The 20702-nt window shown below is 65.5% G+C and carries 16 protein-coding genes and 1 pseudogene; 13 read left to right on the forward strand and 4 right to left on the reverse strand.

Annotation, left to right across the window (positions count from 1 at the left end; genetic code table 11):
- Nucleotides 1-28 precede the first annotated feature (28 nt).
- Entirely contained in the window at nt 29-1825 is a 1797-nt protein-coding gene (locus QX041_RS29515) for a tetratricopeptide repeat protein (protein ID WP_315717245.1), read from the forward strand.
- A 162-nt stretch (nt 1826-1987) separates the two neighbouring features.
- Entirely contained in the window at nt 1988-2890 is a 903-nt protein-coding gene (locus QX041_RS29520) for a 4-(cytidine 5'-diphospho)-2-C-methyl-D-erythritol kinase (protein WP_315826965.1), read from the forward strand.
- Between the two features lie 263 nt (nt 2891-3153).
- Here QX041_RS29520 and QX041_RS29525 read toward each other — a convergent pair whose 3' ends face one another.
- Nucleotides 3154-4164, reverse strand: coding sequence for a polyprenyl synthetase family protein (locus QX041_RS29525; RefSeq protein ID WP_315717243.1), 1011 nt, complete (start codon nt 4162-4164; stop codon nt 3154-3156).
- Between the two features lie 153 nt (nt 4165-4317).
- On the opposite strand from QX041_RS29525, the gene QX041_RS29530 reads away from it, so the two are divergent.
- From QX041_RS29530 to QX041_RS29565, 8 genes and pseudogenes are all read left to right on the forward strand, one after another.
- The gene (locus tag QX041_RS29530) at nt 4318-4545 is read left to right on the forward strand and encodes a DUF2007 domain-containing protein (RefSeq protein WP_006613556.1); all 228 of its coding nucleotides are present in this window, start codon (nt 4318-4320) and stop codon (nt 4543-4545) included.
- A complete protein-coding gene (locus QX041_RS29535) occupies nt 4538-5302 on the forward strand; it encodes a tRNA1(Val) (adenine(37)-N6)-methyltransferase (protein ID WP_315750427.1) in 765 nt (254 codons plus the stop codon). Before QX041_RS29530 ends, QX041_RS29535 begins: the two co-directional genes overlap by 8 nt.
- Nucleotides 5303-5544: 242 nt before the next feature.
- Entirely contained in the window at nt 5545-6447 is a 903-nt protein-coding gene (locus QX041_RS29540) for a S49 family peptidase (protein WP_315717239.1), read from the forward strand.
- A gap of 105 nt (nt 6448-6552) precedes the next feature.
- Nucleotides 6553-6744, forward strand: a complete 192-nt coding sequence (locus QX041_RS29545) for a hypothetical protein (RefSeq protein WP_315717238.1) — start codon at nt 6553-6555, stop codon at nt 6742-6744.
- 127 nt (nt 6745-6871) lie between these two features.
- Nucleotides 6872-7819, forward strand: coding sequence for a glycine--tRNA ligase subunit alpha (locus QX041_RS29550; RefSeq protein ID WP_316167478.1), 948 nt, complete (start codon nt 6872-6874; stop codon nt 7817-7819).
- Between the two features lie 285 nt (nt 7820-8104).
- Nucleotides 8105-8536: pseudogene (locus QX041_RS29555) on the forward strand (endonuclease domain-containing protein).
- Between the two features lie 3 nt (nt 8537-8539).
- The gene (gene glyS, locus QX041_RS29560) at nt 8540-10747 is read left to right on the forward strand and encodes a glycine--tRNA ligase subunit beta (RefSeq protein ID WP_316167480.1); all 2208 of its coding nucleotides are present in this window, start codon (nt 8540-8542) and stop codon (nt 10745-10747) included.
- A 2-nt stretch (nt 10748-10749) separates the two neighbouring features.
- Nucleotides 10750-11343, forward strand: coding sequence for a class I SAM-dependent methyltransferase (locus QX041_RS29565; protein ID WP_316167482.1), 594 nt, complete (start codon nt 10750-10752; stop codon nt 11341-11343).
- Nucleotides 11344-11513: 170 nt separating this feature from the next.
- Here QX041_RS29565 and QX041_RS29570 read toward each other — a convergent pair whose 3' ends face one another.
- Entirely contained in the window at nt 11514-11867 is a 354-nt protein-coding gene (locus tag QX041_RS29570) for a DUF1236 domain-containing protein (protein ID WP_316167483.1), read from the reverse strand.
- Between the two features lie 248 nt (nt 11868-12115).
- On the opposite strand from QX041_RS29570, the gene QX041_RS29575 reads away from it, so the two are divergent.
- The 3 genes from QX041_RS29575 to QX041_RS29585 all read left to right on the forward strand — a co-directional run bounded on the left by QX041_RS29575 (nt 12116) and on the right by QX041_RS29585 (nt 17249).
- Nucleotides 12116-12271 carry a DUF3096 domain-containing protein gene (locus QX041_RS29575; protein ID WP_012042558.1) on the forward strand — a complete coding sequence of 52 codons (156 nt, stop codon included), beginning with the start codon at nt 12116-12118 and terminating at the stop codon, nt 12269-12271.
- A 106-nt stretch (nt 12272-12377) separates the two neighbouring features.
- Nucleotides 12378-15329: a pyruvate, phosphate dikinase gene (gene ppdK / locus QX041_RS29580; protein WP_316167484.1), complete on the forward strand. Its 2952-nt coding sequence runs from the start codon at nt 12378-12380 to the stop codon at nt 15327-15329.
- Between the two features lie 438 nt (nt 15330-15767).
- Nucleotides 15768-17249 (forward strand): cell wall hydrolase, encoded by a 1482-nt coding sequence (locus tag QX041_RS29585; protein WP_316167485.1) that lies wholly within the window; start codon nt 15768-15770, stop codon nt 17247-17249.
- 4 nt (nt 17250-17253) lie between these two features.
- Here the strand turns inward: QX041_RS29585 and QX041_RS29590 are convergent, their stop codons facing one another.
- The gene (locus QX041_RS29590; RefSeq protein WP_316167542.1) at nt 17254-19599 is read right to left on the reverse strand and encodes an ABC transporter substrate-binding protein; all 2346 of its coding nucleotides are present in this window, start codon (nt 19597-19599) and stop codon (nt 17254-17256) included.
- Nucleotides 19600-19751: 152 nt separating this feature from the next.
- Nucleotides 19752-20645, reverse strand: a complete 894-nt coding sequence (locus QX041_RS29595; protein ID WP_316167486.1) for a hypothetical protein — start codon at nt 20643-20645, stop codon at nt 19752-19754.
- Between the last annotated feature and the right edge of the window lie 57 nt (nt 20646-20702).

The raw sequence follows: 20702 nt of genomic DNA on the forward strand, positions 1-20702 counted from the left end.
TCATTTCCAACAACCAGAGCGCACCGTGATGTTGTCAATTCGCAATCGCTGGACCGCAATTGCCGTTTCTGCCTTGCTGATCCCCGGTGCCGTCCTAGCCCAGACGCCGGATCATCCTGCGGACAACGCCGCAAAATTTCCGACCGGCGTCGATCTGAAGTCGCTCACCACGTCGGGCAGCTATCTGGCGGCCCGCCACGCCAGCGTCGAGCGCGACGCGGCCTCGGCGGCGGCGTTCTACCGCTCGGCGCTACGCAGCGACCCGAAGAACAACGAGCTGCTCGACCGCGCCTTCATCTCCTCGGTCGCCGATGGCGATATCGACGAGGCCGTGAAGCTGGCCGAGCGCGTGCTCACGATCGACAAGTCCAACCGCATCGCGCGTCTCGTGGTCGGCGTGCAGGACATCAAGCAGAAGAAATACGCTGCCGCCCAGACCAACATCAACCAGTCGGTGCGCGGGCCGATCACCGATCTCGTCGCCACCCTGCTGTCGGCGTGGGCCGCGGCGGGCGCGGGCGATTCGAAGGCCGCCGTCGCCAATATCGACAAGCTGACCGGTCCCGAATGGTATCCGCTGTTCAAGGATCTTCATGCCGGCATGATCCTGGAGCTGGCCGGCAAGGAGAAGGACGCCGGCACGCGGTTCGAGCGCGCCTACAAGCTCGACGATTCGATGCTGCGCATCACCGAGGCCTATGCGCATTGGCTGTCGCGCAACAAGGATGCGGCGGCGGCGACCGCGATCTATGAAGCCTTCGACAAGAAGCTCGCGCGCCATCCGCTGGTGCAGGAGGGCCTGCGCGAGACCAAGGCCGGCAGGAAGCTGCCGCCGCTGGTCGATTCGGCCCAGGCCGGCGCCGCCGAGGCGCTGTACGGCATCGGCGCCACGTTGAGCCGCCGCGGCGGCGAGGATCTGGCGCTGGTCTATCTGCAGCTCGCGCTGCACCTGCAGCCGAATCATCCGCTGGCGCTGCTGTCACTCGCCGATCTCTACGAGACGGTGAAGAAGCCGCAGATGGCGATCAAGGTCTATGAGCGGGTGCCGGCGAGCTCGCCGCTGAAGCGCAATGCGCAGATCCAGTTGGCGACCGATCTCGACAGCGCCGACCGCAGCGACGAGGCGATCAAGATCCTCAAGGACGTGATTGCCCAGGATCCGAAGGACCTGGAGGCGATCATGGCGCTCGGCAACATCGAGCGCGGCCGCAAGAAGTTCGCCGATTGCGCCAAGACCTATTCGCTCGGCGTCGATTCGCTGCCCGCCAACAACGACAAGGCCAACAGCGTCTATTACTATTATCGCGGCATCTGTCTGGAGCGCTCCAAGCAGTGGCCGAAGGCCGAGGCCGACATGCGCAAGGCGCTCGAGCTGCAGCCCGACCAGCCGCACGTGCTCAACTATCTCGGCTATTCGTGGATCGACCAGGGCGTCAATCTCGACGAAGGCATGAAGATGATCAAGCGCGCGGTCGAGCAGCGCCCGGACGACGGCTACATCGTCGATTCGCTCGGTTGGGCCTATTTCCGCATCGGCAACTACGAAGAGGCGGTGAAGAACCTCGAGCGCGCGATCGACCTCAAGCCCGAGGATCCGACCATCAACGACCATCTCGGCGACGCCTATTGGAAGATCGGCCGCAAGCTGGAAGCCAAGTTCCAGTGGGCTCATGCCCGCGACCTGAAGCCCGAGGCCGAGGAGCTGCCGAAGATCGAGGCCAAGATCCAGAACGGCCTGACCGACGATCCGGCGCCGGCCGCGGCGAGCAACGACAGCAAGGACACGCCGTCCGACGCCAAGAAGGACGACGGCAAGGGCGGCTAGGTCGCCCTGATCACGAGGTGAGAGCCATCACGGGCTCCTCGGCTTGCCGGGGAGCCCGGATGATTTTGATGAAGCGTGTGGCGGCGCCGGCCACGTTCGTTTCGGCCGCTGGCCGAGCGCGATACCGGATCCGCCACCGAACATGCTGGGGGCATTGCGCCGATGTTGGCGTCCACGGTCACCGGCGCGCTGCAGGAGCAGGGGCGCGCCAAGGTCAATCTGACCCTGCGGGTCGTCGGCCGCAGGGTCGACGGCTACCATGATCTCGAAAGCGTCGTTGCTTTCGCCGACTGCGCGGACCAGCTTACGCTGGTGCCGGGCCCGGAGCTGAGGCTGACGACAACCGGGCCGCTCGCGGAGGCCTGCGGCGAGACCACGGACAATCTGGTGCTGAAGGCGGCGCGGCTGCTTGCGGAGGCCGTTCCGGGCCTGAAGCTTGGCGCCTTCACGCTGGAGAAGGTGCTGCCGGTCGCCGCCGGCATCGGCGGCGGCTCGGCCGATGCCGCAGCGGCGCTGCGGCTGCTGGCGAAGCTGAATGGCCTGTCGCTGGACGACCCGCGCCTCACTGCGGTCGCCTTGAAGACCGGCGCCGACGTGCCGGTTTGCGTGCCCTCGCGCGCCTGCACCATGACCGGCGTCGGCGAGAACCTGCAGCCGCTCGCGCTTCCCGTCCTGCCCTGCGTGATGATCAATCCGCGCGTGCCGGTGGCGACCAAGGACGTGTTCCAGGCGCTCGGCCTCAAGCCGGGCGATCTGCTGGTCGGCGTGACGGATGTTCTCACGGCGCCGTCCTGGCCGAAGGCCGGTGCCACCATCGCCCATTGGGGCGCCGCGCTCGACCAGGTGAAGAACGATCTCGAGCCGCCAGCCTTGAAGGTGCAGCCGATCATCGGCACCGTGCTCGACGCTCTCCGTGCGAGCTCAGGCGTGCTGCTGGCACGCATGTCCGGCTCTGGCGCCACATGCTTTGCGATCTACGGCAGCGAGGTCGAGGCGAAGGCCGCCGGCGCAGAGATCGCCGTCGCGCACCCCGAATGGTGGGTGCATGCGGGGACGTTGAGTTAGTCGTAATTACTTACTAGCGGCGAGCGGCTTCCCGATACAGCGCCCTCTTCCCTTGTGGGAGAGGGCATCGCCGGCTCATCCACGTACTGGGTTGGGTGAGGGGCATCTGTCCGCGGACGCCGCGCTTGCTGAGGCATACCCCTCACCCAAGCGAGCTTGTTGCTCTGTCCTGCATGCCCTCTCCCACAAGGGGCGAGGGCGCATTAACGCACACCGCCTGCGCCGGGGCATGACATCACGAAGGGCAGGCCCAGGTTCGCCAACTAATGCGACCTGGCCAAACAGAACGCCACCACCTGCTCGAGCGCGGTCTTCATCGGTGACGCCGGAAACAGCGCCAGCGCGTCGACGGCCATGGCGCCGTAGTGATGCGCGCGGCTGATCGTGTCCTCCAAGGCGCGATGCTTGTTCATCAGCCCGATCGCATGGTCGAGATCGTGATCGCTGATCTCGCCGCGCTCCAGCGCCTTGATCCAGAAGGCACGCTCGCTGTCGCTGCCGCGGCGGAACGCCAGCACCACCGGCAGCGTGATCTTGCCCTCGCGGAAATCGTCGCCGACATTCTTTCCGAGCTTGGCGGCCTTGCCGCCATAGTCGAGCACGTCGTCGACGAGCTGGAAGGCGATGCCGAGATTCATGCCGAAGGACCGCGAGGCGGTCTGCTCGGCCTTGGGCCGATCGGCGAGCACCGGCCCGACCTCGCAGGCCGCGGCGAACAGCTCGGCGGTCTTGCCGCGGATCACGGCGAGATATTCGTCCTCGGTGGTTGCAGTGTTCTTGGCGGCGGCAAGCTGCATCACCTCGCCCTCGGCAATCGTGGCGGCGGCGGCCGAGAGAATGTCGAGCGCACGCAGCGAGCCGACCTCGACCATCATGCGGAACGCCTGGCCGAGCAGGAAGTCACCGACCAGCACGCTGGCCTCGTTGCCCCACAGCATGCGCGCCGACAATTTGCCGCGGCGCATTTCGCTCTCGTCAACCACGTCGTCATGGAGCAGCGTCGCCGTGTGCATGAACTCGACGGCCGCGGCCAGCTTGACGTGACCGTCGCCGGTGTAGTCGGTGAGATGCGCCATCGCCAGCGTCAGCATCGGCCGCAACCGCTTGCCGCCGGAGGAGATCAGGTGGTTTGCGACCTCCGGGATCATCGTGACGTCCGAGCCGGTGCGCGACAAAATCGTAGCGTTGACCCGTTCCATGTCGGCTGCGACCAGCGCGACCAGCCCATCGATGGAGGCTCCCGATGGACTCTCGAAAGGTACGATAACCGCCACTCTGGTCTCCGATTTTGCTATGCTCGAAACGACAATAGAAACTGCGGCCGCAGGCGGCAAGGGCAGACACGGAACCTTGACCCAAGCCTGGTTGACCGAAGCCCTTCTTGACCCAAGCCCTTCTTGACCCAAGCCCGCATGGAGACATAACGATTGAAGGAATTGGTTCGGACCAATGATATCGTGCTGGTTTCGGCGATCGGGGCGCTGCTCGATGGCGCCGACATCCATCACCTCGTCCTCGATCAGAACATGAGCATCATCGAGGGCTCGCTCGGCATCCTGCCGCGCCGGATCCTCGTGCATGAGGACGACAATCTCCAGGCCCGGCGGCTTCTCACCGACGCCGGGCTGGCGCATGAGCTGCGCCCTGATGAGTGACGCTGTCGACATCTCCGAGGACGCCGTGCTCGGCGGCCAATTGCGGCTGCGGCAGCCCACGACGGGCCATCGCGCCGGCCACGACGCAATCCTGCTGGCGGCGGCGACGGCCGCGCGTTCGGGCGAGCGGGTGGTCGATCTCGGTGCCGGCGTGGGGACGGCCGGGCTGGCCTTGGCCCGGCGCGTGGGCGGTCTCGGCTTGACGCTGGTCGAGCGCGAGCCGGATCTGGCGCGCCTCGCGCGCGACAACGCACGCGCCAATGCCTTGCCCGCGGAGGTCGTGGTGCTGGACGTCGCCGCGGACGCGGCCGCTTTCGCGGCCGCAGGGCTCGGGCCCGACAGTGTCGACGTCGTGCTGATGAATCCGCCGTTCCACGATGCCGCGCGTCACCGTGCCTCGCCCGACGCCGCGCGCGCGACCGCGCACATGGCAACGGCGACGACGTTGGAGATCTGGACGCATGCCGCGCGGCGGATGCTGAAATCCGGTGGCGTGCTGACCTTGATCTGGCGGGCCGATGGTTTGAGCGGGGTTGTCGCGGCGCTGGCGCGCGGCTTCGGCAGTCTTGCCGTTCAACCGGTTCACGGCCAAGCGGGCAAGCCGGCGATCCGTATCCTGGTCAGGGCCGTTAAGGGAGGGCGGGCGCCGACCCAGCTTCTCGCCGGAGTGGTGCTGAATGAGGCGGCAGGCGTGCCGAATGACGAGGCCGTGCGGGTGCTGTCGGGGCAGGGGGCGCTGGCCTTGAGCACCCCCTGAACGGTTGGTCGTGGTCGGGCGTTATTGCGTCTGAGCTTCGGACTGGCGTTCGGTTACCGTCGTGAACCGGATCGCAGTCAATAGAGTACCGATCAGCAGCATCAACAGGTAGACCTTCATGTATTCCTCCGCCGCACTCTGCACCTTGGCTCGCCGTGCGATTGCCCAGGAGATTGCAAGGCTCGTTCCAGCCCTTTGAATGGCAGCGGCGCGATAAAAAGTGGTTAATCCGAGGTAACAGGATGGTGGACAATTTGACACAACCCAGCGATGCAGCCGGGCTCTTCGATCGGCTGAAGGCGCTGCTTCCGGCGCGGCTGCGCGGCGTACCGGTGGTACCGGTCGTCCGCCTGTCCGGCGTGATCGGCGCGGTGACGCCGCTGCGGCCGGGCCTGACGCTTGCGGGCGTCGCCAAGGTGCTGGAGCGCGCCTTCTCCATGCGCAACGCCAAGGCGGTGGCGCTGGTGATCAATTCGCCCGGCGGCTCGCCGGTGCAGTCGCGCCAGATATACTTGCGCATCCGTCAGCTCGCGGCGGAGAAGAAGCTGCCGGTGCTCGTGTTCGTCGAGGATGTCGCGGCCTCCGGCGGCTACATGATCGCCTGCGCCGGCGACGAGATCTTCTGCGATCCGTCCTCGATCCTCGGTTCGATCGGCGTGGTCGGCGGCTCGTTCGGGCTGCAGGACCTGATCAAGAAGATCGGCATCGAGCGCCGGCTGTATACGGCCGGCGAGCACAAGGCGATGCTCGATCCGTTCCTGCCGGAGAATCCCGACGACGTGGCGCGGCTGAAGAAGATCCAGCGCGAGATCCACGCGCTGTTCATCTCGCTGGTCAAGGAGAGCCGCGCGACCCGGCTGAAGGGCGCCGACGATGTGCTGTTCACCGGCGAGTACTGGGCCGGCGACAGCGCCGTCACGCTGGGGCTGGCGGACGCCATCGGCGACCTCCGCGCCGTCCTGCGCACCCGCTTCGGCGACAAGGTTGCAACGCCTGTCGTGGCGCCGGCGTCCGGCCTGTTGTCGGGTCTGCTCGGCCGCCGCGCCGCGGGCGCCGGCAGCCTGGGATTCGGCTGGACGGGGCTGGCCGAGGAGGTGATCTCCGCGGCCGAAACCCGGGCGATCTGGGCCCGCTTTGGGTTCTAGACTGGGGGCGCGCCATTTCGCCCCTCGCAATCCGGATTGCGGGGGGAACCGGGATCGGCGACAATGGGATTCGGGGTGGCTCTGTTCATGAACGAGGATCGACCAATGCCGCCGTTCGTTGCTTTCGCGGGTATGCTGGGCGGGCTTGCCGTGGTTCGCTGGGCCTACAAGGCCGCGCAGAAGATCAACCGCGAGCTCGAAGAGGCGCGGCTGTCGCGCGTCGCCGAGGCCGCACAGGCCGCCGAGATCAAGACTCTGCGCCGCGATCCCGTCACGGGCGCCTACCGGCCGGGCTGACGCGAGCGCTGATCTTCGAACGACGGCACGTCGCCGCCGTTCGGAGACCCTATTGCCTTGATTCCTGATGGTCCCGCCGATACGGTCCGCGCGCTTTTCCGACGCCTGCGAAAGACCGATATCGACGATGGACTCGCTGCCTCCGCACATGCGCCCCGAACGTTCGTTCCAGGGCTTCATCCTGGCCCTGCAACGGTTCTGGGCCGAGCAGGGCTGCGTGATCCTGCAGCCCTACGACATGGAGATGGGGGCAGGCACCTTCCACCCGGCGACGACCTTGCGCGCGCTCGGGCCGAAACCGTGGAATGCCGCCTACGTGCAGCCGTCGCGGCGGCCGAAGGACGGCCGCTACGGCGAGAACCCCAACCGGATGCAGCACTACTACCAGTTCCAGGTGATCATGAAGCCATCGCCGCCGAACCTTCAGGAGCTGTACCTGAAGTCGCTCGGCGCGATCGGCATCGACGCCGCCGTGCACGACATCCGTTTCGTCGAGGACGATTGGGAGAGCCCGACGCTGGGCGCGTGGGGGCTCGGCTGGGAGTGCTGGTGCGACGGCATGGAGGTGTCGCAGTTCACGTATTTCCAGCAGGTCGCGGGCTTCGAATGCGCGCCGGTCGCGGGCGAGCTCACCTACGGCCTCGAGCGCCTGGCGATGTACGTCCAGGGCGTCGACCGCGTCTATGACCTCAACTTCAACGGCCGCGACGGCGACGCCAAGGTCACCTATGGCGACGTCTTCCTGCAGGCCGAGCAGGAATATTCGCGGCACAATTTCGAGCATGCCGACACCGACATGCTGTTCGAGCAGTTCAAGATGGCCGAGGGCGCGTGCCGCAAATATCTCGCCGCCGGCTGGCAAGAAAATTCAAAGCTGGGCAACCGCCGGGAGCATCAGATGGCGCTGCCGGCCTACGACCAGTGCATCAAGGCCAGCCACGTCTTCAACCTGCTCGACGCGCGCGGCGTCATCTCGGTCACCGAGCGCCAGAGCTACATCCTGCGCGTCCGCGAGCTCGCCAAGGCCTGCGGCGAGGCCTGGCTGCATACGGAAGCGGGCGGGGCGGGAGTTTGAGTCAATATCGACGCGGGAAGTGACTCTTCACCCTCCCCTGGAGGAGGAGGGTCGGCACGCGATCGAGCGAAGCGAGATGCGTGCCGGGGTGGGGTGATCTCTCGGCTCGGGCACTGTTGATGATGGATAGACTGTCACCCCACCCCGATTGCTCATGCTTGCGCATGAGCAATCGACCCTCCCCCTCCAGGGGAGGGTGGCACTGCGCTGGTGGGTGGAAGATGTGATCACCCTCACTTGGTGGAGGATTGATCGCAGGCGAGCGGAGTGGGGTGAAGGTGCCAGATGGGCAAACGGCCGATCAGCGACTTCAAACGCCGAACCGCGAAACGGCTGCGCGAAAACACGACGGCGGCCGAAGACATTCTGTGGCGTCACCTGCGGCGCCTCGAGATCGAAGGGACCCATTTCAGATGACAGGTCGTCATTGGTCCCTACGTTGCAGATTTTGCCTGCCTGGCCCGTCGCCTCATCATCGAGGTGGACGGCTCGCAGCACGGAGAGGATGCGAACATCCAGCGCGACCAGGCCCGGACGCGCTGGCTCAACTCGGAAGGCTATCGCGTTTTGCGATTTTGGAACAACGACGTTATGACCAGGACTGAGGCGGTGCTCGAAGCCATTCACACGGAGATCGCGGTCACCCCACCCCGCCTGCCCTTGGCAGGCGACCCTCCCCCTCCAGGGGAGGGTGGTTCTTCGTGCAGAGAGACTTGAGATATGCCTGATCTTCTCCTCGAACTGTTCTCCGAAGAAATCCCCGCGCGCATGCAGGCCAAGGCGGCCGACGATCTGCGCCGCATGGTGACCGACAAGCTCGTCGCCGAGGGCCTCGTCTATGAGGGGGCCAAGGCGTTCGCGACGCCGCGGCGGCTGGCGCTGACCGTGCACGGCATCCCGGCGCGGCAGGCTGATCTCAAGGAGGAGCGCAAGGGCCCGCGCGTCGGCGGCGCCGATGCCGCGATCCAAGGCTTCCTCAAGGCCACCGGCCTGTCCTCGATCGAGGAGGCCACGATCCAGCGCGATCCGAAGAAGGGCGACTTCTACGTCGCGCTGATCGAGAAGCCCGGCCGCGCCACGCTCGACGTGCTCGCCGAGATGCTGCCGGTGATCGTCAGGACCTTCCCCTGGCCGAAATCGATGCGCTGGGGCAAGCGCTCGGAAAAGCCGGGCGCGCTGAACTGGGTGCGCCCGCTGCACGCGATCACGGCGACCTTCGGCCTGGAAACCGAGGAGCCCGATGTCGTCAGCTTCGCCGTCGACGGTATCGAGGCGGGCCAGACGACATTCGGCCACCGCTTCATGTCGCCGTCGCCGATTTCGGTGCGCCGCTTCGAGGACTATGAGGCCAAGCTGCTCGACGCCAAGGTCGTGCTCGATCCTGACCGGCGCAAGGACACCATCGTCACCGACGCCAAGCAGCTCGCTTTTGCGCAAGGCTATGAGCTGGTCGAGGACCCCGTGCTGCTCGACGAAGTCGCGGGCCTGGTCGAATGGCCGGTGGTGCTGATGGGCTCGTTCGATCCGGAGTATCTGAAGGTCCCCGGCGAGGTGATCCGCGCCACCATCCGCAACAACCAGAAATGCTTCGTGGTGCGCGATCCCAAGACGGGCGGGCTGGCGCCGAAATTCATCCTGACCGCCAACATCGAGGCCACCGACGGCGGCAAGACGATCATTGCCGGCAACGAGCGCGTCATCCGCGCCCGGCTGTCAGACGCGAAGTTCTTCTACGAGACGGACCTCAAGACCAAGCTCGAGGACCGCCTGCCGAAGTTCGAGCAGATCGTGTTCCACGAGAAGCTCGGCACCCAGGCCGCGCGCATCGCGCGTATCGAGAAGCTCGCCGCCGAGATCGCGCCGCTGGTCGGCGCTGATGTCGCGAAGACCGCGCGTGCCGCGAAGCTCGCCAAGGCCGACCTGCTGACCGAGGTCGTCGGCGAGTTTCCGGAAGTGCAGGGGCTGATGGGCAAGTACTACGCGCTGGCCCAGGGCGAGGACGCCTCTGTCGCCGCTGCCTGCGAGGAGCACTACAAGCCGCAGGGGCCGGGTGATCGCGTGCCGACGGATAAGGTCGCGGTCGCGGTGGCGCTGGCCGACAAGCTCGACACGCTGGTGGGCTTCTGGGCGATCGATGAGAAGCCGACGGGCTCGAAGGATCCGTATGCGCTGCGCCGTGCGGCGCTGGGCGTGATCAGGCTAGTCTTGGAAAGCGATCTTCGCATATCCATTGGTACTCTTGTTAGTCCGCTTTTTGAGAAGATAGATCTCGCCAATATCATGCGGGATATACAGGCTCGAGACGAGGCCTCAAAAAAACTTGGTATCACCGTTGGAGCGATTGCTAGCGGCGGACACCGCAGTGAGGTTTCTTTCGGTGGGCGCTTCTTGGATGAAAGGGCCGTTAACCTCCTCTCCTTCTTCGCCGACCGCCTCAAGGTGCAGCTGCGCGAGCAGGGCGCCCGCCACGATCTCGTCGATGCCGTGTTCGCGCTCGGCGGCCAGGACGATCTCTTGATGGTCGTGCGCCGCGTCGAGGCGCTCGGAAAATTCCTCGACAGCGACGACGGCAAGAACCTGCTTGCCGGCACCAAGCGCGCGTCCAATATCCTCGCGATCGAGGAGAAGAAGGACAAGCGCAAGTTCGACGGCGCGCCGGATGCTGCGCTGTACAGGCTCGACGAGGAGAAGGCGCTGGCGAAGGCGATCGGCGAGGTCGCGGCGGAAGCGGGCGCTGCCGTCGCCAAGGAGGACTTCGCCGCCGCGATGCGCGCGATGGCGAAGCTGCGCCCGGCGGTGGATGCCTTCTTCGACAAGGTGAAGGTCAACGACGACGATCCAAAGATCCGCGAAAACCGGCTCAGGCTGCTGAACGAAATCCGCAGCGCCACGCGCGCGGTCGCGGACTTCTCCAAGATCGAGGGCTGAGAGTGGACCGGCCGACGCTCGCCGCCTATGACCGTGAGGCGGCGGCGTTCGCGGCCGACTGGCATGCGCAGCCGGCGTCGGCCGATCTCCACGACATCGTCAGGCGCTTCTTCGTGTCCGGTGGCCGCACCGCGGACATCGGCTGCGGCAGCGGCCGCGAGGTCGGCTGGCTCAATGCCAACGGGTATCCTGCGGAAGGTTTCGACGCGTCGGAGGGACTGCTGGCTGAAGCGCGCACGCGCTATTCGAACGCGTCGTTCACGCGTGCCGAACTGCCCGCTCTCGCCAACATCGCGGATGCAAGCTTCGACAATGTGCTGTGCGAGACCGTGCTGATGCATCTCGATCGCAGCGACGTGGTGCCGTCGGTGCGGCGGATGCGCGCGATCACGAAGCCCGGTGGCGTCCTGTATCTGAGCTGGCGGGTGACGGAGCAGGCCGATCAGCGCGATGCCCACGGCCGGCTCTATGCGGTGGTCGACCTCGCAACCATCCGCGCACTCTTCGCAGCTGACACGAGTCTGCTCGATGAGGAGGTGGTCAGTGCCTCCTCGGGCAAGGTCATCCATCGCCTGGTGGTGAAGACGGCTGCCTGAGCGCAAACTGCGCCCTGGCTCACAGCACGCGGCGTCGGTCGCCCTGGATCGCGTCGCGACGCTTGCGATGACGGCGAAAAAAGTAAGCCCCACCCGGCGGGGGGAACCGGGCAGGGCCTTTCACATCTGGCCGCTTGCGGGGGCGTTGGCGACCAAATGCAGCTCTATAACTACTCAACAACCTGAATGATCCGCCGGGATCGCGGTTCGACCAGAACAGTTTCGCCGTTGACCACGGTGTAACGGTAAGGTGTCGCACCGAAGCGCTGCGGGACGTCGTAATATGTAACACCGGACTCTGGCAGCACGGTGCCAACAACGACGCGATCGGGGATCACATAGTTGGGAACACGCTCGCGGACGACATATTCGCGAAACTCCGGCCGTCGCTCGACCGTGATCACTGGAGCGTCCTCGTCGACCACGACGCTGCGGCCGACGCCCGTGGTGTAGGATTGCGCCTGTGCGGCCGCCGGAATCACGAGTGCGGCCACGAGGGCGGCAAGGGTGAGATGGGTTCGCATGGACGGGACTCCTGAGCTGTTGATCGCTGAGAGAGACCGGCGCGCGCCGGCATCTGCTCCCAATGCCGGCAACAGGTCATCGTTCCGCGCAACGCCACGTGGAACCGGCGGCATTTTTGCGGCAGATCCAGCGGTGGGGGAACCGGAACTCGTGCCGTGCGTCTCCTATTCCGCCACGATGGGCCAGGATAAAGTCCGGCCAAATCGAATCGCCCCAGCCTCGTCCTTCAATCATTCAGAGCTCGTCGATGACCCTGACCGTTGCCCATATCTCGCCGATCATGTCCGTGATCGCCGGCGTCCTGATCCTGATCATGCCGCGCCTCTTGAACCTGATCGTCGCGATCTTCCTCATCCTGAACGGCCTGATCGGCATGGGCCTGCTGAAGTGGCTCCACTTCTAGTCCCAGGTTCTAGTCCCAAGGTCGGGAACCCCCGAGCTTGCGCCGCAGCGCCCAAAGTGGTGTAAGGCGCGCGATTTCTCCTCCCATTTGCGGATCGAAGCACCTCATGGCCAAAGCGGTAGCGAAGTCTAAGAAAGTTACAGCGAAATCAAAGCCTTCCAAGCCCGGCAAGGCCAAGACCGCAGCACTCGCTCCACCGCGCAAGGCGCTCAAGACGGCGTCGAAGCCCGTGGCCAAGGCCCCGGCCAAGGTCGCGCCCAGGTCTGCACCGAAAGCGCCAGTGAAAACCGCTCCGAAGAAGCCGGCCAAAACGGCTGCCAAGCCGGTCGCCAAGGCCGCGAAGGCGTCGGCCGCCAAGAGCGCGGTCACCGCGATCAAGCCGAACAAGTGGGTCTACACCTTCGGTGACGGCAAGGCCGAAGGTAAGGCCGGCCTGCGCGACCTGCTCGGCGGCAAGGGCGCCAATCTGGCCGAGATGGCCAATCTCGGCCTGCCGGTGCCTCCGGGCTTCACCATCCCGACCTCGGTCTGCACCTACTTCTACGCCAACGACAAGACCTACCCGAAGGAGCTGCAGTCGCAGGTCGACAAGGCGCTCGACTACATCGGCAAATTGACCGGCAAGAAATTCGGCGATCCGGAGAACCCGCTGCTGGTCTCGGTGCGCTCCGGCGCCCGCGCCTCGATGCCGGGCATGATGGACACCGTGCTCAATCTCGGCCTCAACGACCAGACGGTGGAAGCGCTGGCACAGCTGTCCGGCGACCGCCGCTTCGCCTTCGACAGCTATCGCCGTTTCATCACGATGTATTCGGATGTCGTGCTCGGCTTCGAGCACCATCATTTCGAGGACATCCTCGACAGCTTCAAGGACACCCAGGGCTATCAGCTCGACACCGACCTGAGCTCCGAGGACTGGGAGATGCTGGTCGGCAAGTACAAGGACGCTGTCGCGCACGAGACCGGCAAGGACTTCCCGCAGGACCCGCACGACCAGCTGTGGGGTGCCATTGGCGCGGTGTTCTCATCCTGGATGAACGCGCGCGCGGTGACCTATCGCAAGCTGCACGACATCCCGGAATCCTGGGGCACCGCCGTCAACGTCCAGGCCATGGTGTTCGGCAACATGGGCGACACCTCGGCCACCGGCGTCGCCTTCACCCGCAATCCCTCGACCGGCGAGAGCAAGCTCTACGGCGAGTTCCTGATCAACGCGCAGGGCGAGGACGTCGTCGCCGGCATCCGCACCCCGCAGGACATCACCGAGGACGCCCGCGTCGAGTCCGGCTCCGACAAGCCGTCGATGGAAGTCGCGATGCCCGACGCGTTCAAGGAGCTGACGCGGATCTACACGCTGCTCGAGAAGCACTACCGTGACATGCAGGACATGGAGTTCACGGTCGAGCGCGGCAAGCTGTGGATGCTGCAGACCCGCAGCGGCAAGCGCACCGCCAAGGCGGCGCTGCGCATCGCGGTCGAACTCGCCAATGAGGGCCTGATTTCGGAGAACGACGCCGTGCTCCGCGTCGACCCGGCCTCGCTCGATCAGCTCCTGCACCCGACCATCGATCCCGCCGCCAAGCGCGACGTGGTCGCGACCGGCCTGCCGGCCTCGCCCGGTGCGGCATCGGGCGAGATCGTGTTCTCCTCGGACGAGGCCACCAAGCTGCAGGCCGACGGTCGCAAGGTCATCCTGGTCCGTATCGAGACTTCGCCGGAGGACATCCACGGCATGCATGCTGCCGAGGGCATCCTGACCACGCGCGGCGGCATGACCTCGCACGCCGCCGTCGTCGCGCGCGGCATGGGCAAGCCCTGCGTCTCCGGCTGCGGCACCATCCGCGTCGACTACGGCCGCGGCACGATGAGCATCGGCGGGCGCACCTTCAAGACCGGCGACGTGATCACCATCGACGGCTCGGTCGGCCAGGTGCTCGCGGGCCGCATGCCGATGATCGAGCCGGAGCTGTCCGGCGAGTTCGGCACCCTGATGGGCTGGGCGGACGCCGTGCGCGAGACCGGCGTGCGCGTCAACGCCGACACGCCGGAGGATGCGCGCACCGCCATCAAGTTCGGCGCCGAGGGCATCGGCCTGTGCCGCACCGAGCACATGTTCTTCGAGGAGACCCGCATCCGCACGGTGCGCGAGATGATTCTCTCCGAGGATGAGCAGGAGCGTCGCGCCGCGCTCGCCAAGCTCTTGCCGATGCAGCGCGCCGACTTCGTCGAGCTGTTCGAGATCATGAAGGGGCTTCCCGTCACGATCCGTCTGCTCGATCCGCCGCTGCACGAGTTCCTGCCGCACACCCAGGCCGAGGTCGAGGAAGTCGCCCGCGCGATGAACACCGATCCGCGCCGCCTGGCCGATCGCGCCCGCGAGCTGTCGGAGTTCAACCCGATGCTCGGCTTCCGCGGCTGCCGTCTGGCGATCGCCTATCCGGAGATCGCCGAGATGCAGGCGCGCGCGATCTTCGAGGCCGCGGTCGAGGCCGAGAAGCGCACCGGCGAGGCCGTCGGCCTCGAGGTGATGGTGCCGCTGATCGCGACCAAGGCCGAGTTCGACCTGGTCAAGGCGCGCATCGACGCGATGGCGCAGGCCGTGATCCGCGAGACCGGCGCCAAGCTGGAGTATCAGGTCGGCACCATGATCGAGCTGCCGCGCGCAGCTCTGATGGCCGGCCAGATCGCCGAGGCCGCCGAGTTCTTCTCGTTCGGCACCAACGACCTGACGCAGACGACCTACGGCATCAGCCGCGACGACGCCGGCAGCTTCCTCGGCGCCTACGTCGCCAAGGGCATCCTCGAGATCGATCCGTTCATCTCGATCGACCGCGAGGGCGTCGGCGAGCTGGTCAAGATCGGCGTCGAGCGCGGCCGCGCCACGCGACCCAACCTCAAGGTCGGCATCTGCGGCGAGCATGGCGGCGATCCCGCCTCGGTGGCGTTCTGCCACAAGGTCGGCATGAACTACGTGTCGTGCTCGCCCTACCGCGTGCCGATCGCCCGCCTGGCCGCTGCGCAGTCCGCGCTCGGCAAGGAGATCGCGAGCCAGGCCTGATCCTGCTGCGATCGATCTGATCTGACGAAGGCCGGCACATGTTGCCGGCCTTTTTCATTGGTGAGGGTTCGTCGCGATGCTGCGCGCACGTGACGCAAGGTGCACTTCTTCTCCACCACTGCCGCCATGCCGGGGGCGCTCCGGAATGACGAGTGGAGAGAGCGAACGTCGCAGGCCGATGGAACACTCCGCCTCATGATGTGCAGATGATTTTCATTCACCGCATCTGTTGACTGAATGTTCACCCGTTCTCGTCGGTGCGCTGTTTACCAAGCATCTCGATCGCTCGGTGCTCTGCAACTTCCCCGCTTGCCTGTTTCACAATTGCAACGCGGATTAACTCCTCGGCAACCTAAACCCGATACGAAGAGAGAAGATCGAATTGCACGGAAGCACTGTTGTTCGGTCGATCCAGTAAGCGTTGCGTTGAGCGTATCGATGTTAGTTCTGCGTCCCGATCCGAAGGGCGCGCGATTTGCGTCCTTCGGACTCGGTCTCTGCGTCTTCGCTCTGATGCCGACAGAGACCGGGTATCAAGACATCGCCTCTCTGCTCGCCCGCCAGCCGGGCGTCGCCGAACGCTGGCAGAAGCGTGTGTTCTCGGCTGCGGCCTCCATTCAGCTCGCCACCTATAGTTTCGGTCGTCCGATCGGAACCTCGGCGCCGCAGGCGGTGAGCATCCGCCTCGCAAGCCTCGATGGGCGCGATCTCGACATCACCGGATCGACGCCGCGCAATCCGGCGCTGCAGGTTCCGCCGCGCTATCAGGCCTCCGATTTTCCCAAGGTCGATCGCACGCTGAAGGGCGATCGTCTCGTCGTGCGTCCCCCGACGCCGTCGGCGCAGCCGACCGAATCGGCCGCGCCCGTCGAGCCCGCGCCCTCCGAGCCCGCACCCACGCCATCGACACAACCGGATTCGAATTCCTCGGTGTTCGGCGCCAAGACGACGGAAGCGCCGGCGCAGGCGCCACTCCCGCAGCGTTCTGCACTCGATCCCGAATTGCAGGAGGCGCTGAGCGCGCCGCCGCTCGTGCAGTACGACGCGGCGAAGTCCGAGATCCAGCCATCGGGCGAACTGAAGCCTGCAGCCGACCAAATTCTGGCAGATGGCGCCGTCAGCTATGACGGCCTCACCATCAAGACCTCCAACCTCTATTTCGGCACGTCGTCGCTGGGCGTTGCCGCCGGAACCATGGAGACATGGCTGCCGGGCGAGGCGCCGCTGATCGTGATGCCGGATCCGGACCTCAAGCCGATGGCGGTGCTGTCACATCCGGCCGACGATGCTGCCAAGGCCGGTGATGGTGGCGAGAGCATCGCGCCGAAGGGCGAGGTCAATGCCGACAATCAGCGCGACAGGACTCCGGCCGAACGGTTGGGGCTCACGGACGAGAAGGCGCGCTTCAAGTCCGAGAAGTGTCTTGCCGAAGCAGTCTATTTCGAATCCCGCGGCGAGGCGGTGCGCGGCCAGATGGCCGTGGCGCAGGTCGTGCTGAACCGAGCGTTCTCCGGCTATTATCCGACGACGGTGTGCGGCGTCGTCTACCAGAACAAATACCGCCACTTCGCCTGCCAGTTCACCTTCGCCTGTGACAACAATCCGGATGTGATCCGCGAGCCCGAGATGTGGGATCGCGCCAGGAAGATCGCGAAGGCCATGCTGGACGGGCTGATCTGGCTGCCGGAGGTGGGCAAGTCGACCCACTATCATGCCTATTGGGTGCGGCCGTCCTGGGTCGCCGAGATGAAGCGCATGTACAAGTTCGGCGTTCACACCTTCTACCGGCCGAAGAAATGGGGCGACGGCAGCGACGCGCCGAGCTGGGGCACGCCGCAGCAGACCGCGGCCATTTCGGCCGAGCTCACCGAGGCCGCCAAGAGCGAGGCCGAGAGCAATCCGAACTGGACGCGGCGCTAATCATCTAGCGACGCGTCGCATTCCACTCGAGAAAGCGGCGATACAACTCGGTCTGGCGCGCTTGGTCCGGCGGCGTTGCGGCCGCCGGCTTTGCCGTGACAGGAATGCGCGGGGACGGTGCGGCGGCCGCGACCGGCTTCGACGGTCTAACGGTGGCCGTAGTGGCCGCCGGAATCCGTGTCGTCCCATCGAGCCATTCCTGCGCGGCCCGGAACCTGGTCCAGCCGGCGACCGGCGCGCGCGGCGCCATCTCCTGCCATTTCGGATGGAAGGGAGGCCGCTGCAGCTGCGACATGCGCGAGAACAGCGACTCGACCAGCAGCGACAGCCGGCGATCGCGGTCGCTTCCCGGCTGCCAATTATACGACGCCAGGATTGCCTCTGCTGCGATCGTTTCCACCGACTCGGAATTGGAGATCAGGTTGGGGTAGTCGTCCGCGGTGAGCTTGGATGGAAGGTAATCCTCGCGCAAGGTCTTGTCGTAGCCGACCGGGACGAGATGCAGATTGGCATCCGTGATCTGGCTGAGCCAGGGCACCGGCTTGCCGTCGACCGCAATCATCGCGTCGATCTCCCCCTTGCGCAACATTTCGAGCGCGATGCGCGGCTCGATATAGAGCAGATGCGGCTTGATCGCGAGCCGCTCGAACACGTTGATCGCGGTCACGAAGGTGCTGCCGTCCGGCAGGTCGACCGCAACGGTCTTGCCGTCGAGCTCCCGCATGGTGCGGATCGATCGCGGCGCCAGAACATGCATTTCCTCGTTGAACATCTTGGTGACGTAGACGAGCTGATTGCGGATGTTGCTCGCGAAGTCCTTGCGTTCGAGATAGGACAGCGTGTCCTTGCGCACGATTCCCACGTCGACGCCCTTGAGCATGAGGATGTCGGCCACCGCCTGAACCGAGCCGCTGCCGAGGACCGGCATGACCCGCAGGTTGATGCCGTCATTGAGGACCGAGGCGACGTCGGCGCCCATCTGGGAATAGGTGCTGCCATACGAGCCCGTCATCAGGCTCACCGTATTGGCGTTGAGCTGGCTCGCGAGGTCCCGCTTGGCCGACGCATAGCGGAAGATCGCCTTGAAGGAATCGCTGACCGCACCCGGGTCGATTCCGCTGCGCACCGGCCCGAACCGTTCCCAATGGCCATCGACGAAACGCTTCATCTGCATCTGCTCGATCGGCGCGTGGTCGCTGGCGCTGGTATTGGCGACGATCCCGGGAATCAACATGGGAATTGGCGTCCCCTTCAAGGAACGCGCCTGCCTCATGATGTTGTCGCGGGAGAAGTCGTCGCCGCAATTGCGCAGGACCGCAACCATCAGGTTGGCAAGAGCGTAGCCCACGATTCCCAAGCTGTTGTTCTTGCTGATTGCAGGCGCGTAGCGATCCATGAACGCGGACCACTCGGCGAAGCCGGGATCGCCGCCCTGCACACCGCCCTCGTACAGGATGGTGGCGGAAAGCAGTCCTTCCGCGTTCTGCAGGCCTGCAGGCTGCAGCACGGTGGCAACCGAATCCGAAACCGTGGGGATGATGTGCTCGGGTCTCCAGCCGAGCTCGGCGAGGCGGCGGATCGCGAGCACCGTGAATTTCGGGGTGCTGACGTCGACCAGGATGTTGGCTCCGGCGGTCTTCAGCTTCGCGATCTGCTGATTGATGTCGGCATCGGTGACCGCGTAAGCCGCTTCCGCGACGATCGGCAGCTTGCCGCCGAGCCCGTCCTTCAAACCCTTCAGATAGTCCTTGCCGAACTCGTCGTCTTGATAAAGCACACCGATGCGCGCGCCACCGGCATGTTGCTCGAGCAGATATTGCGCGTGAATATGAGCTTCAATCTGGTAGCTGGGTTGCGCTCCCATGGTCCAAGGATAGTCGCGAGGCTGATCCCAGATCGAGGCGCCGGAGCCGACGAACAATTGCGGTATCCTGTTCGCGTTGAGATAAGGCCGCACCGCCGCGCTGGTCGCTGTTCCAACGCTCGCAAAGATGACGTCGACCTTGTCTTCCTCCACCAGCCGTCGTGTCAGCTCCATCGTCTTCTGCGGATTATAGCCGTCGTCATAGGAGATGTAGGTGATCTTGCGGCCCCTGATCCCGCCCTCGTCATTCACCTTCTGGAAATAGGCGGAGATGACCTTGCTCACGCTGCCGTAGGCGGCCGCCGGCCCGCTGTAGGGCGTCGTATTGCCGATCCGGATCTCGCCCTCGGCAGCACGCGCCAGGCCTGGCACGGCGGCAAGCACGAGGAGCAACGCCACGGTCGGAGAACCCGGCGCGCCAAGCAGCCAAGGACCACGGGGCGCCGACGACAAGGCCGATTGCAACAGACGATCAAACATTCCCATCATGGACCTCATCACGCAACACAACACTTTGCGGGGACGCGCGTCGCCCGCACGACACCATCGACCAGGATCCGGCGGTCCGCGCCCCGCCGCAATTCCTGCGCAGCGACCGGCGTGAGACCGCGCTGGATCACCCGGTTTCGAAGCCCGGGTCACTCGAGCCGCCGTCGAGCCTCGAGTGACCCGAGTTCGGCGGCTCTCGCGTACCAGGCGCGGGCCTTGGCCGGATCGGGCGCGACGCCAACGGCTTTCAGGTTGGACAAGATCGCGGGGTCATAGGTGCCGGCCAGCGTCAGTGATGCTTCGGCGTCCGCTTCCGCGACATGCGCCAGGATCAGGCGGGCACTCGCAACGTCGCCCGCGCCGATGAGATCGCGTCCGCGCTTCAGCATTTCGCTGATCTCGTTCTTGGTCAGCGCAGACGCGGCCGCCGGTGCAGGGCTCCTGGTCGCGATGGTCCGAGATGCTTTCGGCGGAATTGACTGCGGGGTCTCGCCTCCGCCCGGAGCCGGCTTGACGATCGGGACCGACGCCAAGATCGAATCGGCCCGTCCGATCGTGTGCGCCGCGGCGTCCAGCGATGCTTGGCCGTCATCGGATTTCGATTTCCCCGCTGTCCCGAGGTTTCGGGGAGACGATGAAGCGGTCGCTTCAGACTTCGTAACTGTTTCAATGTCCGGAGCCTGCATGATGCGCACCGCAAAGAACGCGAGGCACGCAAGCGCGGCCGCTGCGGCACCGAACCGGAAAACAGAATCGAATTCGAGCCGTTCGGGCGGAGGTGGAGGCATCACGACGGGATCGAGTGAAGGGATCTGCCAGGATCGGTCCGCTTCTGCTGGCGCCATTGGCATCGGCGCATCGTCAACCGCTGAAGCGGTTTGCCACCACGGCCGGGAGAGATCGGTGGCCGCATCCTCATCAGGCTCAGACGTCGCATGCGCGAGGCTGTTGGACAAAGCGGCAGGCTTTGCCGGGCGCCAACGTTCGCTCTGCGCATCACCCACGGTGATCCGCGATCCGCTACGCCGCAATAAGGAACTCATCCTCAACTACTCCTGCGGACACGCGCCATCGCGTCGCCCCGCAACACTCCCTGGACC

Source organism: Bradyrhizobium sp. SZCCHNRI2009 (assembly GCF_032485115.1).
Taxonomy (GTDB): domain Bacteria; phylum Pseudomonadota; class Alphaproteobacteria; order Rhizobiales; family Xanthobacteraceae; genus Bradyrhizobium.